Source organism: Pelosinus sp. sgz500959 (assembly GCF_042610375.1).
Lineage (GTDB): Bacteria > Bacillota > Negativicutes > DSM-13327 > DSM-13327 > CTSoil-075.
This window is the reverse complement of sequence record NZ_JBGJZL010000001.1, coordinates 68,637-84,860: the sequence shown is the minus strand read 5'-3', so window position 1 is coordinate 84,860 and position 16,224 is coordinate 68,637. Positions and strand designations below refer to the sequence as shown.

The following is a 16,224-nucleotide window of genomic DNA, read 5'->3' as shown; positions in this document are numbered from 1 at the left end:
CGCCTATTTAAATATCATTGACAGTCCTATATTGTATGATTATAATCATATTATGTATTTCTATGCATAAGTTTATATTATTTGAATTAAGGGTGAAAAGATATGAATTTTGATCTTGATTTGGTTGTCCGTTCTTTTCCTTTATTGCTGTTAGGTGCAGGCGTTACTGTGCAAATTACAGCAGTTAGTGTGAGTGTTGGTTTATTAATTGGAATGATTGTCGGTATTGCTCGGTTATCAAAAACATGGATTATTAAGGCCTTAGCGGCTGTGTATGTGGATTTTATCCGTGGTACACCATTGTTGGTACAAATATTTCTGATTTATTTTGCTTTGCCAATTGTTCTGGGAACACGTATTGATCCTTTTATCGCGGCTATTACGGCTTGTAGTATTAATAGTGGTGCCTATGTTGCTGAAATTTTTCGAGGTGGCATTCAGTCGATTGATAAAGGACAAATGGAAGCTGGTCGTTCTCTTGGTTTGACTTGGAGACAAACGATGCAACATATTATTTTACCCCAAGCTTTTAAACGTATTATTCCACCTTTAGGAAATGAATTTATTGCGATGATGAAAGATTCTTCATTGGTATCAGTCATTGGTTTTGAAGAATTAACACGCAGAGGGCAGCTGATTATTGCCCGTACGTATGGATCCTTTGAAATTTGGTTGTCAGTCGCATTTATATATTTGATTATGACTTTTACAATTTCCCGCTTGGTAGATTATTTGGAGCGGAGGTATAAAATCGATGATAAACATTAAAAATATTCATAAAAAATTTGGGAAACTTCATGTACTCAAAGGCATTGATCTTCATATTGATGAAAAAGAGGTAGTGGTTATTATCGGGCCAAGTGGTTCTGGTAAGAGTACATTGCTACGTTGCATTAACTTCTTGGAAGAACCAACTGAAGGAACAATCGTTGTTGATGGTATTCCTCTTGATAGTGAGGCAAATGTTAACAAAGTACGGATTGAAGTGGGGATGGTATTTCAACGGTTTAATCTATTTCCTCATAAAACAGTACTAGAAAATGTGATTTTAGCTCCCATGCAAGTACGCAAATTGAGTAAGGACGAGGCCGAGAAAATTGCCCTTGATCTACTCGCGAAAGTTGGGTTAGGCGATAAACCTCATGCTTATCCTGAACAGTTGTCAGGTGGACAGCAGCAGCGGGTTGCTATTGCCAGAGCACTAGCAATGCGTCCGAGAGTCATGCTTTTTGATGAACCGACATCAGCTCTTGATCCAGAAATGGTAAATGAGGTTCTTGATGTTATGAAAAGTTTGGCTCATGAAGGAATGACAATGGCAATTGTGACTCATGAGATGGGATTTGCTCGTGAAGTGGGTGATCGGGTCATTTTCATGGATGAAGGTCGTATTGTTGAAGAAGGTACGCCAGAACAGATTTTTATGTCTGCTAAAGAGGAACGTACGCAAGCTTTTCTATCGAAGATACTGTAGTAGAAGAGCCGCGGTGTTCACGTTGACAGCAATAACCAGTGGTGGTATACTTTGTGGTATGATCACTGGTTGATCGCAGTTTATTGTTTATTTTAGGAGGCGTTTCATAATGATTGGTAAAGTTAAATGGTTTAGTTCTGAAAAAGGCTATGGTTTTCTTGAAAGAGAAGATGGTGGAGATGTTTTTGTACATTTTTCCGCAATCCAAGATCAAGGCTTCAAAACTTTAACTGAAGGTCAAGAAGTTGAATTTGATATCGTTGAAGGTGCACGTGGACCTCAAGCAGCTAACGTTGCTAAAGCTTAATTTGCATTTAGACAAATATACCCGGCTATTATAGTCGGGTTTTTTTGACGCAATCAAAAAGTATAGAACTTTCTCGATCGCAAGTAAGAACGACTAAGACTTCTGCCTGCGTCTGAGGGCTTGGCACAAGTCAAGTCTTTTTTTATTTGTAAAAAAACATAATAATTTAAGTGAATAATGAATTTTCAGACAGGACTTTAGTGATTAATGGAGAATAATATATGTATGATACACGAGAGGAGATGGCGATTATGTCCATAACTGTACGAGGCAAAAATATTGAGATTACACCAGCATTGAAGGATTATGTTGTGAAACGAGTGAGTAAAATAACAAAATATTTTGATTCTCTCGGCGAAATTACAGCAATTCTTATCGTGGAAAAAGGTCGTCATATTATTGAACTAACAGTCCCTGTTAATGGCATGATGCTTAGAGGTCAAGAAGCTACTGCCGATATGTACACTTCAATTGACCTTGTAGTTGATAAGATTGAAAAACAAATTGAAAAATATAAAACTAAATTATCCCGTCGTCTTAAAGGTGGTAATTTTAAAGGTGAGTTAGTTACTACTGTTGTTCCTGAAGATGATGGAACTAAAGTAGTAAAAACAAAACGTTTCCCAATCAAGCCAATGGATGTGGAAGAAGCGATTTTACAAATGAATCTGATTAACCACGATTTCTTTGTATTTACTAATGCTGAAACCGAAGAAGCTAACGTCCTATATCGTCGTAAAGATGGTAATTACGGGTTGATTGAACCAGAATTTAAATAAGGCTACTCATCGTACTAAAAAAAGAATAAATGTATTGTGTCGCACAGAGTGTAGAGAATAGTGCGCAGAGAAGACTGATACTAAACTATCCTATCGATAGTTAGTAAGTCTTCTTTGCGTGCTTTTTTTATATCCAAAATAGGCATTAGTCATCAGAAAGGTCAATCGAGGAGGAATAGTATGGAATTGAAAAAAACAACAGGAGTTACAAGGCTTAATTTCCTTAAATTAATGGGGGGAATTACCGTAACGGGTGTGGCCGCTAGTATCGCTGGTTGTACGAATGAGTCAGTTGGCGGTAAAGGGTGGATTCCTGGACAGTATGGTGGAACCGGGAACTGGCCAGTACAAGTAAAAGGACGTATTCCCATTGATCCAAACAATCCTTCTATCGTTAGGGATGACCGCAAGTGTATTCTATGTGGTCAGTGTTTGGAGGTGTGTGAGAAGGTACAGAGTGTTTATGGATACTATGAATTGCCGATAAAAAATGATATCACTTGTGTAGGGTGTGGACAGTGCGCACAGTGGTGTCCAACAGCTGCCATTAGGGAGCGCGATGATGTTGGTAAGGTGATAAAGGCTCTTGATGATGAGAGTGTACATGTAGTCGTGCAAACCGCGCCAGCGACTCGTGTTTCTTTAGGAGAGGAATTTGGTCTGCCACCTGGCAGTATGGTAGAGGGTAAACAGGTCGCTGCTCTTAAAAAAGTGGGTTTTAATACTGTATTTGATACGAACTTTAGTGCTGATCTAACAATTATGGAAGAAGCAACAGAGTTAATCAAACGTATCACTGGTAGAGACCATAATAAATTGCCCCAATTTACTTCATGCTGTCCAGGGTGGGTAAAATTCTGTGAGTATTATTATCCTGACTTAATTGGTAATTTATCCTCTGTTAAATCGCCTCAACAAATATTGGGTGCCCTTGTTAAAAGTTATTACAGGGAGAAACGAGGTTTACAGTTAGAAAAAGTCATTTCTGTAGCCATTATGCCGTGTACGGCTAAAAAATTCGAATGTCAACGTCCTGAAATGAATGCTGTTGGAGAAAAAAATGGTAATCCTACGATTCGTGATGTTGATATTGTATTAACAACTAGAGAATTGGCAAGTTTACTCAAACTTAAAGGCATTGATTTAAACAAGTTGGAAGATGCTCATTATGATCATCTGATGGGTGAAAGTAGTGGAGCCGGTGTAATTTTTGGTGCAACAGGAGGGGTTATGGAAGCTGCTGTACGTACTGCTTATTTTCTAGTGAGCAAAGAAAATCCTCCAGAGGAACTTTTAGACTTTAGCCCTGTACGAGGGCTTGCAGGTGTAAAAGAGGCTGAAGTTGATATCCCAGGAATCGGAAAATTGAAAGTTGCCGTTTGTCATGGCTTAAAAAATGCCAGAATGATTCTTGATCAAGTTCGGGCAGGGAAATCTCCATGGCACTTTGTTGAATTTATGAGTTGTTTAGGTGGATGTATCGGTGGTGGCGGCCAACCACGCACTTCTCTAACAGCGGCAGATGAGGTCAGGAAGGCACGTAGCGCTGGTTTGTACAATCTAGATGGTAAAGTTTATAAAAAACGGGTGAGTTATAAAAATCAAGAAATTAAAGATTTATATACTGAGTATCTTAACTATCCAGGGAGTGAACTTTCTGAAGAACTGCTTCATACTCATTATGCTGACCGCAGTCATCAATTGACTGCCAAGAAAAAATAGAAAGAACATAATCAATAGTGTTGGATAAAAGACGAGGTGGATGAGATGGCTAAAGGTGTTTTAGTGGATGTAACAAAATGCATAGGATGTGGAAGCTGTACGGTAGCCTGTAATTTGTGGAATGGTTTAAGCTATGATAAGGAAAAGCCTGCAATGGGCTCTAATATAAAACTGGATGCTAAAAATTGGACAGTGGTAAATGGTCATGAAGTAACAAATAAAAATCATGAGCTTGTACGGCGTTTTGTGAAAGAGCAATGTTTTCACTGTCAAGAGCCTGCATGTGCTTCTGCATGCTTTTCGAAAGCCTTGCAGAAAGACGAGGAAGGTGCAGTCACCTATTACCCTCATTTGTGTGTAGGCTGTCGATATTGTATGGTGGCTTGTCCTTTTGATATTCCCAAATATGAATGGGACAAATCTTTTCCGCTGGTAACAAAATGTCAGATGTGTTCGACACGTATGACAAAAGGCGAGGTCCCAGCTTGTGTCGCTGTTTGTCCTACAGGTGTTATGCAATTTGGCGAAAGAAACACTCTATTGCTGCAGGCTAAAAATACTCTTGCTAAGGATGAAGGGTATGTTAAAAGTGTATATGGTGAAAAAGAAGTTGGGGGAACGGCTTGGCTATATATTTCAGATATACCTTTTGAAGAGTTAGGTTTTAAAATGAATTTAGGGGTGACAGCTTTACCAACATACAGTCATAGTTTTCTCAAAAATATTCCAGGCATGGCTTTTGTTTGGGGGATGGTATTGACAGGATTGTATTATTATACGAAGCGACGCGCCGAAATAGCTAATAAAAAATTAGTCAAAAAAGATCGTAGCCCAAAAATAAAGAAACAGATTGATGAATCTAAGTTAATGGGGGAAGAAAAAGATGAAAGCTGAGTTTGCACCTTGGAGGTTTACGATGACTAAATCTCGTATTGGCTTGATGATGATCGGCATTATGAGTGTAGGAGTTATAATTTTTCGCTTAATTACAGGATTCGGTATGGTCACGAATTTAAGTGACGATTGTCCTTGGGGACTATGGATTGCTTTTGATGTTCTTACAGGAGTGGCACTGGCTGGTGGTGGGTATTTTACAGCTTTGATAGTGCATATTCTGCATCGTGATCAATATCTTTCGATCGCTCGTAGTGCTTTGTTGACATCTTTATTTGGTTATCTGCTTGTAATGGGAGGCTTGTTTTTAGATATTGGTCAATGGTTTAACTTCTGGAGACCTTTTGTATCGTGGGGAAGTTCTTCCGTGCTGTTTGAAGTGTTCTGGTGCATTTCAATTTATACGACGATCCAACTTCTTGAATTTGGTGAAATTGTTACAGAACGAATCGGCGTGAAAATCCACAATTTATTTAAGAAAATGTTACCCGTGTTGATGATTATCGGTGTGGTTTTCCCGACGGTGCATCAATCGTCCTTAGGTGGATTATTTTTAATTGCTGTTCATAAACTCTATCCTTTGTGGTGGTCGCCATTTATACCTTTATTTTTTTTAATGTCATCTTTTTTTGTTGGGCCAGCCATGATTTGTGTGGAATCCATATTGGCTGGTAAAGTCTTTAATCATAAGATTTCTGTTTCTGCATTGCATGGGCTAGCTAAAATAAGTTGTTATACGATGATGATGTATTTAACCTTAAAGATTTATGATTTAGTAGAACGTGATATTTTTGGACTTATATTTCTTGGCAATTTAGAAGGAAATCTTTTTCTGATGGAGATCATTTTTGGTCTTATTGTTCCCATAGGGATTGTGTTTAGTAAAGCAGGAAAGACGCGCATTGGATTATTTATCTATGGATTGTTAGTAGGTGGTGGAGTCGTTCTGAATCGCTTAAATATTGTTTTTGTGGGGATGTCCAAAACGAGTGGAGGAGGATATATTCCATCTGTTTGGGAATTTATCGTTAGTATTGGCTTGTTGTCATTTGGTTGCTTAGCTTATTGCTTTGTTGTAGAAAACTTTCGTGTTTTTGGTCATGATGAAGAAGAAATAGAAGAAAGAAGTCAACTTTCTGCATAATGTAAAAGTGGATCCTTGCTCAGCAGGGATCTTTCTTTTCGAGATGGAGTTGTGAAGTGTGTAGCAGTTCAAGACGACGTTTAGAAATAATTTCACTTAGGGTTGATTTTTCAATATCCCATGATTTATGGGTGAATTCTTCTCGCGTGAAGATCCCTTTATCGATGAGGAGTTCGATGAGTATACTAATCGCAAGGGTATTTTTATACTCTGTATCTTTTAGGTCTGCCAGCTTCCCAATCAGATTGATGTCATTTATTTTCAAAAGAATGCACCTCACTAAGAAATTAAAACTATATTACCAAGTGTACCCATATATTCAAGAAATAATACGAAATAAAATGAAAAAATCTTTATATAATAGAAAAAACCTTGTTTATTTTGACTTATAGCAGATAGTTTGATAAAATTTAAAATTAGGCATATACTGTAAACCAAATGATGAAAATATTGTTTGATGTGCCAATTATTAAGGAGCTGATACCTTTTGATTAAGTTTCTAAAAAAATTATTTGGCGACGATAATGAAAAAGAAATTAAACGTATGATGAAATATGTAGAGAAAATTAACTTATTAGAAGCTGAAATGCATAAACTAAGTGATGTTTCTCTTGCAGGTAAGACAGAGGTCTTTAGGCGTCGTTTGGAGAAAGGCGAAACGATTGATGAGATTTTGCCAGAGGCTTTTGCTGTCGTACGGGAAGCATCTCGTCGTGTGCTCGGAATGCGCCATTTTGATGTTCAGCTGCTCGGTGGTGTGACATTACATGAAGGTAATATTGCTGAAATGCGTACTGGTGAAGGTAAAACCTTAGTCGGTACTCTAGCAACTTACCTAAATGCTCTTCCTGGTAAAGGTGTGCATGTGGTTACAGTGAATGATTACTTGGCTAAACGTGACAGTGAATGGATGGGAAAAGTCTATCGTTTTTTAGGCCTGTCTGTTGGTTTAATTGTCCATGGCTTGGATTTTGTAGATCGTAAACAAGCTTATTATGCTGATATTACATATGGCACAAATAATGAATTTGGTTTTGATTATCTTCGTGATAATATGGTAATTTACCCTGAACAAATGGTGCAACGTCCGCTGAATTATGCTATTGTGGATGAAGTAGATAGTATTTTGATTGATGAAGCGCGGACTCCGCTTATTATTTCTGGACCAGGGGAAAAATCCACTGAGCTCTACCATGTATTAGCTAGAATTGTTCCGAAATTAAAAGAAGTAGAAGATTACACCATTGATGAAAAGGCTCGTACTGTTGCGCCGACAGAAAGTGGCATTGCCAAAGCTGAAAAGCTATTAGGCATCAGTAACTTATATGATAGTGAGAATATTGAAATGTCTCATCATTTTAATCAAGCCTTGCGGGCACGGGGACTGATGAAGCGTGACCGGGATTATGTGGTGAAAGATGGAGAAGTTGTTATTGTTGATGAATTTACAGGACGATTGATGTTTGGTCGTCGGTATTCAGATGGTCTTCATCAATCAATCGAAGCTAAAGAAGGGGTAAAAGTAGAACGCGAAAGTCAGACGTTAGCCTCTATTACCTTCCAGAACTATTTCCGTATGTACAACAAATTGTCAGGTATGACAGGTACAGCTAAAACGGAGGAATCGGAATTCCGTAAAATTTACAATCTTGATGTTATTACAATTCCTACGAATAAAGCTGTTTCTCGTCAAGATTTGCCAGATATTATTTACAAAAATACGAGGGCTAAATATCGGGCAGTTGTTGAATCTATTACTGAGCGTCATGCTAAAGGGCAACCTCTTTTGGTTGGTACGACATCCATTGTTCAATCGGAAGAATTGAGTCATTTACTGAAACAAAAAGGTGTGCCCCATAATGTTTTGAATGCTAAGTACCATGAAATGGAAGCGCAAATTATATCTCAAGCTGGTCAAATGGGTGCCGTAACGATTGCAACGAATATGGCAGGACGTGGTACTGACATTGTTCTTGGTGAAGGTGTAGCTGAACTTGGTGGCTTGCATATTATTGGAACTGAGCGTCACGAAAGTCGTCGTATTGACAACCAATTGCGTGGACGTGCTGGTCGCCAAGGTGATCCAGGTTCTTCTCATTTTTATTTATCCTTGGAAGATGATTTGATGCGTTTATTTGGTTCTGATAATATTGCGACCATTATGGAAAAACTAGGTATGGGAGAAGATGAGCCAATCGAACACAGTTTGATTACCCGTTCGATTGAACAGGCTCAAAAGAAAGTAGAAGGTCGCAACTTTGACATACGGAAACATGTGTTAGAATATGATGATGTAATGAATCAACAACGTATGGTGATCTATGGACAACGCCGTCAAATTTTAATGGGTGAAAGCATGCGAGAAAATATTTTTCATATGGTTGAAAAATTAATTGATCGCGGTATGACACTTTTTGCCGATGAAAAAGTTTACTCTGAAGAGTGGGATTATCAAGGATTAGTTGAGTATTGTGAGGAAATTTTTGCTCCTGCCGGTCAGCTCAAAGCAGATGAACTTGCTAAATTCAGTCGCGAAGAATTAAGAGAAGAATTATTGCGTGTGGCAACAGTTTCTTATGATGGACGTGAAGCCCTATTTGGTACTGATAACATGCGAGAAATGGAAAAAGTAGTCATGCTCAAAGTAGTTGATTCAAAATGGATGGAGCATTTGGATGCGATGGATACCTTGCGCGAAGGGATTAGTCTTCGCTCATATGGTCAACGTGATCCACTCATTGAGTATAAAATTGAAGCCTATGATATGTTCCAGCAATTGATTGAGATTATTCAAGAAGATATTGCAAAATATATCTACAGGGTGAATATTGTGAGTCAGCCAGAAGACCGTTTGCAACAAGCTCATGCGGTTCACGGTGAGGAAGAAGAAGAAGTGCCTAAGGTAAAACAACCGATAGTCAATAAAGAACATACTGGCCGCAATGAATTATGCACTTGCGGTTCAGGTAAGAAATATAAAAAATGCTGCGGAGCCAATCAATAAGATTTTTGAATTTATTGGAGTTGAGAAGTTTGTTATTAGAAGATTTACGAGTGTCTATTGTTGCTTTTGAAGAAAAATTAGCTGAAGTGAGGGTTTCTCTTTGACGTTGCTGGCAAAGAAGAACGGATTTCATTACTAGAAGATACAATGGGGGGGCCAGGGTTTTGGGATGACCCTGGTGCAGCCCAGAAAGTAGCTCAGGAACTAAATGATCTAAAGAGTACTGTAGCCCAGTACCAGCAATTGATGACCAATCATGATGATATGACCATGTTATGGGAACTTGGCATGGATGAAAATGATGAGAGTGTATATCCTGAACTTGTTGATATGATTAGCCGTATGACGCAAACCATTGAGCAACTGGAGCTTACTCTCATGTTATCCGGCGACCATGACCATAGCAATGCTATTTTGACATTGCATGCAGGAGCAGGGGGGACTGAGGCTCAAGATTGGGCCCAAATGCTCCTTAGAATGTATGTCCGTTGGGCAGAAAAGAGTGGCTATAAAGTTGAAACAATGGACTTTTTAGCTGGTGATGAAGCTGGTATTAAAAGTGCTACACTATTGATATCAGGTCTTAATGCCTATGGATATTTGAAATCTGAAAAAGGTGTACATCGACTGGTGCGCATTTCCCCTTTTGATGCGAGTGGCCGTCGTCATACTTCCTTTGCTGCTGTTGATGTCATGCCGGAAATTGATGATAATGTGGAAATTGATATTAATATGGCTGATGTTCGCGTTGACACCTTTCGTGCAGGAGGTGCTGGTGGACAGCATATTAATAAGACCGATTCAGCCGTGCGGATGACACATGTGCCGACTGGAATTGTTACTCAATGTCAGAGTCAACGTTCACAGATTAAAAATCGAGAACAATGTATGAAGATGCTCAGAGCCCGGTTATTTGAACTGGAACAGCAAAAACAAGCTGATTTCAAAACAGAACTGGGCGGGGATTATCAAGCGATTGAATGGGGAAGTCAGATCCGCTCTTATGTATTTCATCCCTATAATTTGGTCAAAGATCACCGCACGAATAATGAAACTGGTAATGTGAATGCTGTCATGGACGGCGAACTCACAAGCTTTATTGAAGCCTATTTAAAACAAGGCAAGTAAAGACAAGACAAGGCAAGGGGAGGCGCACTGTTGTGGGAAAACGCTTGATAGCCGTAATCCTATTGGTGTTGATGTTATTCGTAGCCAGTGAACTATTTTTGCCAATGATGATGTCAGCGGCTCTCAATCAAGGACTGATGAGTTTGGCAGGTAGTGATCGTGCGAGTACAACTGTCAGTACAAAACCAGCGCTGCTGATGCTTGGCGGTAAATTTGATACTATTCATATTATGGCAAATCATGCTAAGATTGATAAGATTACTTTTTCTGAGTTGAGTATTGCCTTATCCAATGCTCAACTCGATATGGGAAAACTTTGGAGTAGTCGAGCTGTTGATTTGAAATCAGTTGATGATATTGATATTACGGCAGTGGTTGGGCAAGAGGAACTTGCTCAACATCTCAACCAATCCGTTAAAGGGGTTAAAAATGCGACTGTTGTGATTACTCCTGATAAAGTAAAAGCCAGTAGTACCTTTGCCATTGGCGGATTTGCGAATGTGGCAGTTAGTTTGGAAGGTAAAATTATTAGTGACAGTCAAAAAATTAAATTTGTTACTGATCGAGTTTTAATTAATAATATGACAACAGGTAATATTGGCGGCTCTTTACTAACTGAGATTCCTTTAGTTGATCTGAATAAGCTGCCATTTCATGTGAGTGTTCGTGATATTGTAATGGGAAATGGAAAAGTAACTTTGTATTTGGATAATCGTTCACATTAAACTTAATCGTATTTCTACATAAGGTGGGAAATTTTTTGAAACAGTTTAACTATAACCGGATATTACTCGTGTGTATTCTGATTGGTTTAATGGCCTCTTTAACAATTGTCTGGCAACGGCACAATGTGGAAGAAAGTAATACTAAGGTTGAGTTGGTCATGGAATATGAGGACGTTGTTGAACTCGCTCAACTTGAAGGTGTACCACTAGATGGTCTCATGCAGCAAGTTCGCAGTGCAGGTATCACTTCCTTAGCAGTTTATGAAACTACCTTAGAAAAGTTAAATAAAAGTGGTAAAATTACAGCCTTATCTGGAGCGCAAATCTTGAATCAATATCATGCAGGTATGCTCAATGATCCAATGTGGCGTGGTTTTGTGGAAAGTAGTCGCATTCAAGCTGAAGATGTTTATGTCGTTGGTCATGATCGCCAAGTATTTGCTGAGGTGAAAGAAGACTTAATGCTCAGATTGAGTCCAGAACGAGTGGCTGTCTTTGATAAAGAAGGGCAGATCTTATCAGTAAAGGCAAATTATGAAAAAGTGATCAAGTGGAATTTAGGTCTTCCGACAGATGAGATGCATTATGTGGTAAATCAAGGTTTCTATGTAGTGGCGAGGCCTACCAATTATACTAAAGTACAGGCGGATGATGTAAAGTCTGTATTTGGTCGTCTAGCTGGCATTGATAAAGTCTCAGCACTCATGTTTGTTGGTGATGAGGCATTGGGTTATCCTGATTTGTTACCTCTTACACTTGAACAGGTAAAAGCCAAGAAATTGACTTTAATTCTTATTGAGCATCCGTTGCAATTGCAGTTTTTTAAACAAGAAGGTCTTGTTCCTATGGCTGTAAACAATGATTATCAAGCAGCACGGATGTATGTAATTCCAAAAGATGAGCAGCCTAAACTCAAATCAGAAGAAGCCATTCAACGCTGGGTTGTTACAGATCAGGAACGAAATATTCGCATGAATCTACTGCGTAAATATGATAAACCTGAACCTGGCAAGAATCTTGTGGAAACAAATATCGACTATATTACAGGTGTAAAAACAGGATTAGTGGAAAAAGGATTTACCATTGGTCAAGCAGGTACTTTTAAGCCTTACTTCCCCAATCCATTCTTGTTAGCGCTCATCAGTCTTGGTGCAGTGGCAGCAGGAGTATTGTTCTTAACATTAGTACGCCCTTTTAATACGTATTATCAATATGGTTTGCTAATTATATTGTCGATTGCGTTGATGCTACCCATTCTAAAAGGCAGTGGTAATGTAGTTCGTCAAGCAGTAGCCTTGGCCAGTGCAATTTTATTTCCTGTATTAGCGATGACCTGGCAGATTGATCGTTGGAAAAACATGGTGAGTCCGAAAAAGGGAGCTCTCATGGGTATTATGATTCATGGTATTGGTGGAATTATCGTGACTGTTTTGTTATCAATGATTGGTGGAATGTATGTAGCTGGTATGCTGGGAGATGTTCGTTTCTTTTTAGAAATGGAAATTTTCCGTGGTGTAAAACTGACATTTATTGCACCGATTCTCTTGATTACAGCCGTATATCTAGCTAGATATGACTTATTTTCAACGAAAAATAGTGATACAAAAGGAATTTGGCAGCAGGTCGTCAAGATGCTTGATTATCCGATTTATATTAAGACCTTGTTAGTGTTTGCTTTTGTAGCATTAGGTGCTTGGGTCTTTGTTGGTCGTTCTGGTCATACCGCTGGCGTACCTGTTCCTGATATTGAGATTAAAATGCGATCTTTTCTAGAACGTATTATGTACGCTCGTCCTCGGGAAAAAGAATTTATGATAGGGCATCCCGCATTTTTTCTAGCAGTGATGGCGGTATATCGTCAGTGGCCGCGAGTGATACATTATGCTTTGATCGTTGTTGCGACGATTGGTCAAGGCTCTTTGGTGGAAACCTTTGCCCATTTGCGTACACCTGTCTTTATGTCCTTCGTCCGCGGGCTGGATGGTATGGTGGTTGGCATAGTATTTGGTGTACTGGCAGTTATTGGCGTGCAGGTACTCACTTACTTGTCGTTTGTCCTAGGAAGGAGACCAACTGAGCATGAGTGAGATTGTTATTTCAGGATACTATGGTTTTGGCAATGCTGGCGATGAAGCTATGTTGGCAGCCATGATCGAAGTGTTGACTGAACTTGCATCAGATATAAACATTACTGTTATTTCCGGTAATCCGGAAGAAACTCGTAAACGTCATGGAGTAGCGTCGGTCTATCGGCTTAATTATCCCGAAATTGCAAGACTGCTGGCCAAAAGTCAGTTGTTAATCAGTGGTGGTGGTAGTTTACTTCAAGACGTTACGAGTGAACGTAGTTTATATTACTATTTAAGTATTATGATGCTAGCGAAAAAATTGAACACACCCGTTATGTTGTATGCACAAGGAATTGGTCCAGTGCGTGGGCGGTTAGCGCGAAATATTATGCGTTATATTGGCAATATGGTGGATTTGATCACTGTAAGGGATGAAGGTTCCCAAGATGAACTCAAGCGCTTACAAGTTACTAAGCCGCCGATCTACGTGACTGCTGATCCAGTCTTGGCGATGCATCAAGTTGATAAACAAGTGGGGCGCAGAATCTTGCAAAAAGCAGGAGTCACAGGTACAGCTCCGCTTATTGGTATCTCGGTGCGGGAATGGAAAGATTGGGGACATTACAAACAGGTTTTGGCGCAAGTTGCCGATCAACTGGCAGTTGAGTTTGGAGCGCGTATTGTATTTTTACCCATGCAGTGGCCTGAAGATGTTGCTGTTTCTAGAAAAATTGCCAGCCGAACTAAGGAAAAAGGGATTGTATTGACTGAAGAATATACAACCAATGAATTATTGTCTTTAGTTGGCAATTTTGATATACTAATTGGTATTCGTCTCCATGCGTTGATTTTCGCCGCTGTGATGCATGTGCCAATGGTAGGTATTTCCTATGATCCTAAAATTGAACGATTTCTAGAGACTCTTGGTGAGTGTAATGCAGGAACTTTGCAGAATGTGACAGTAGACAAGCTACTCGACAAAGTACGTCAGTTATGGCCAACTGCGATCGATAGTCATCAGCAAAAGTCGCAGCAGAGTCATTATTTGCGAGATAAAGCTTTTCGCAATGCTGAGTTAGCTCTCGAGCTTATTTCACAGGCAACATGCAGAAAGGAATAAGTCATGAAAAAAATAGTATGGCGTGACTATCTGGGAATTACAGTAGGGGCTGTTATTACAGCAGTGAGTCTGAATATGTTTTTGATACCCAATAAGGTGGCGGCAGGTGGCGTGAGTGGTTTAGCGACAGTACTCCATCATTTGTTAGGCTGGCCCGTTGGTCTTATCATGCTCGCATTTAATATTCCCTTATTTATCGCTGGTATTAAGATCATGGGTGCTCGCTATGGGATCAATACATTATTTGGCGCTGGTGTACTCTCTGTGGCTATTGATATGACAGCGCCTTTTACTCCAGTTCTTACAAATGATTTGTTATTAAGTTCTTTATATGGTGGAGTAGTGGGTGGTATTGGTTTAGGTCTGGTATTTCGATCTAAGGGCAATACTGCTGGTACGGCTTTAGCAGCTGTTATTTTGAATAAGTTACTAGGAATTCGCATTGGGCAAGCCATGATGGCAGCAGATTTTTTTGTTATCATTTTTGCTGGTGTGGCTTTTAAAAGCCCTGAACTTGCTTTATATGCTTTGATCTCTATGTTTGTTACAGGCCAGATTATTGATCTGGTTCAGGAAGGACCTAGTTCATCTAAGGCTTTTTTTGTGATGAGCAGTCAACCGACTCAAGTATCTGATGCGATTCTTATAGAATTGGATCGGGGTGTAACTCTTTGGGAGGCCAAAGGATGTTATACTGGAGAGCCGAGACAAATGTTATTATGTGTGGTCAGTACAAGTGAAGTGACTCAACTAAAAGAGTTAATTTATGAAATTGATCCGAAGGCTTTTGTTATTGTTACATCTGCCCATGAGGTATTGGGCGAAGGTTTTACAGAGGTGAAAAGGTTGAGGTCATAAGCCTTAGTCGTTCTTACTTGGAATTGAGAACGTGATATATTGTCTCAATTCGTAAAAAAAGGGGGTAGAATTTATGTCTAAAAAACTTACGACAGAAGAAGTAGCGCAACTTGAGAGTTATGCAAAATCCATTCGTTCTAGCATTGTCTCTATGGTGACTGAGGCCCAGTCTGGCCATCCAGGTGGTTCTTTATCAGCGACTGATATTTTGACAACATTATATTTTGCTGAAATGAATGTAGATGCCAAGAACCCACAAGAGAGTGATCGAGATCGTTTCGTGTTGTCCAAAGGTCATGCAGCACCTGTGCTGTATGCAACGTTGGCAGAGAAAGGTTTCTTCCCAAAAGAAGAGCTATTAACATTACGAAAAATAGATAGTCGTTTACAAGGTCATCCAAGTATGAAAAATTTGCCAGGGATTGATATGTCTACTGGTTCACTAGGCCAAGGTTTGAGTGTTGCTTCGGGCATGGCACTAGCAGCTCGTCTTGATGGCAGTGATCGTCGCATCTATACCATCCTTGGTGATGGTGAATTAGAAGAAGGTATGGTATGGGAAGGAGCTATGTTTGCTGCCCATTACAAACTGGATAATTTAACAGCTTTTGTTGATTTTAATGGACTCCAGATTGATGGCCCTGTATCTGAAGTCCTATCACCTTTACCAATCCCTGAAAAATGGCAGGCTTTTAATTGGAATGTGCTTGTTATTGATGGGCATGATATAAACGCAATTTATGATGCCATTCAAACTGCTAAAACAGTTAAAGGTAAACCAACCATGATTGTGGCTAAAACTGTTAAAGGTAAAGGCGTATGTGAAATGGAAAACATCGCTGACTGGCATGGTAAAGCACCAACTCACGCTCAATGTGAATTATTCCTTGCACAATTAAGTGATTTAGAGAATCAATAAAATATAACGAAGGCTAATTCAAACGTTCAAGTGTTCACGGCAGAAGTAGTCATGTAGGTGGACGTTTTGAGATAGCCAGAA

15 protein-coding genes are annotated in these 16,224 nt (G+C 39.3%); 14 read left to right on the top strand and 1 reads right to left on the bottom strand.

The features are described from left to right. The first annotated feature begins 102 nt into the window (after positions 1-102). The 7 genes from ACAN52_RS00380 to nrfD all read left to right on the top strand — a co-directional run bounded on the left by ACAN52_RS00380 (position 103) and on the right by nrfD (position 6,320). Complete coding sequence (locus ACAN52_RS00380) at positions 103-768, top strand: amino acid ABC transporter permease (RefSeq protein ID WP_378950512.1); 666 nt, start codon at positions 103-105, stop codon at positions 766-768. Then, on the top strand, positions 755-1,474 hold the full coding sequence (locus ACAN52_RS00375; protein WP_378950509.1) for an amino acid ABC transporter ATP-binding protein: 720 nt from the start codon (positions 755-757) through the stop codon (positions 1,472-1,474). The genes ACAN52_RS00380 and ACAN52_RS00375 overlap by 14 nt, the downstream gene beginning before the upstream one ends. A gap of 109 nt (positions 1,475-1,583) precedes the next feature. Next, positions 1,584-1,781: a cold shock domain-containing protein gene (locus ACAN52_RS00370; protein ID WP_378950506.1), complete on the top strand. Its 198-nt coding sequence runs from the start codon at positions 1,584-1,586 to the stop codon at positions 1,779-1,781. A gap of 251 nt (positions 1,782-2,032) precedes the next feature. Further along, entirely contained in the window at positions 2,033-2,560 is a 528-nt protein-coding gene (gene hpf / locus ACAN52_RS00365) for a ribosome hibernation-promoting factor, HPF/YfiA family (RefSeq protein WP_378951786.1), read from the top strand. A gap of 180 nt (positions 2,561-2,740) precedes the next feature. Next, positions 2,741-4,282 carry a [FeFe] hydrogenase, group A gene (locus ACAN52_RS00360; protein ID WP_378950503.1) on the top strand — a complete coding sequence of 514 codons (1,542 nt, stop codon included), beginning with the start codon at positions 2,741-2,743 and terminating at the stop codon, positions 4,280-4,282. Between the two features lie 45 nt (positions 4,283-4,327). After that, positions 4,328-5,176 carry a 4Fe-4S dicluster domain-containing protein gene (locus ACAN52_RS00355; protein ID WP_378950500.1) on the top strand — a complete coding sequence of 283 codons (849 nt, stop codon included), beginning with the start codon at positions 4,328-4,330 and terminating at the stop codon, positions 5,174-5,176. 22 nt (positions 5,177-5,198) lie between these two features. Next, a complete protein-coding gene (nrfD, locus tag ACAN52_RS00350) occupies positions 5,199-6,320 on the top strand; it encodes an NrfD/PsrC family molybdoenzyme membrane anchor subunit (protein ID WP_378950497.1) in 1,122 nt (373 codons plus the stop codon). Positions 6,321-6,339: 19 nt separating this feature from the next. Here nrfD and ACAN52_RS00345 read toward each other — a convergent pair whose 3' ends face one another. Beyond that, on the bottom strand, positions 6,340-6,585 hold the full coding sequence (locus ACAN52_RS00345; protein WP_378950494.1) for a hypothetical protein: 246 nt from the start codon (positions 6,583-6,585) through the stop codon (positions 6,340-6,342). 222 nt (positions 6,586-6,807) lie between these two features. On the opposite strand from ACAN52_RS00345, the gene secA reads away from it, so the two are divergent. From secA to ACAN52_RS00310, 7 genes are all read left to right on the top strand, one after another. Then, on the top strand, positions 6,808-9,324 hold the full coding sequence (gene secA, locus ACAN52_RS00340) for a preprotein translocase subunit SecA (RefSeq protein ID WP_378950491.1): 2,517 nt from the start codon (positions 6,808-6,810) through the stop codon (positions 9,322-9,324). Between the two features lie 29 nt (positions 9,325-9,353). After that, positions 9,354-10,452 (top strand): peptide chain release factor 2 gene (gene prfB, locus ACAN52_RS00335; protein WP_378950488.1). Its coding sequence is split into 2 segments (ribosomal slippage): positions 9,354-9,425 and positions 9,427-10,452, totalling 1,098 coding nucleotides; the frame shifts between segments, so codons are not numbered across the junction. Positions 10,453-10,484: 32 nt separating this feature from the next. Further along, the gene (locus ACAN52_RS00330; protein ID WP_378950485.1) at positions 10,485-11,177 is read left to right on the top strand and encodes an LmeA family phospholipid-binding protein; all 693 of its coding nucleotides are present in this window, start codon (positions 10,485-10,487) and stop codon (positions 11,175-11,177) included. Between the two features lie 35 nt (positions 11,178-11,212). Beyond that, positions 11,213-13,264 (top strand): DUF5693 family protein, encoded by a 2,052-nt coding sequence (locus ACAN52_RS00325; RefSeq protein WP_378950482.1) that lies wholly within the window; start codon positions 11,213-11,215, stop codon positions 13,262-13,264. Next, positions 13,257-14,366: a polysaccharide pyruvyl transferase CsaB gene (csaB, locus tag ACAN52_RS00320; protein WP_378950479.1), complete on the top strand. Its 1,110-nt coding sequence runs from the start codon at positions 13,257-13,259 to the stop codon at positions 14,364-14,366. The genes ACAN52_RS00325 and csaB overlap by 8 nt, the downstream gene beginning before the upstream one ends. Positions 14,367-14,369: 3 nt before the next feature. Beyond that, positions 14,370-15,224 carry a YitT family protein gene (locus ACAN52_RS00315; protein ID WP_378950476.1) on the top strand — a complete coding sequence of 285 codons (855 nt, stop codon included), beginning with the start codon at positions 14,370-14,372 and terminating at the stop codon, positions 15,222-15,224. Between the two features lie 73 nt (positions 15,225-15,297). After that, positions 15,298-16,143 (top strand): transketolase, encoded by an 846-nt coding sequence (locus ACAN52_RS00310; RefSeq protein ID WP_378950473.1) that lies wholly within the window; start codon positions 15,298-15,300, stop codon positions 16,141-16,143. Positions 16,144-16,224 lie beyond the last annotated feature (81 nt).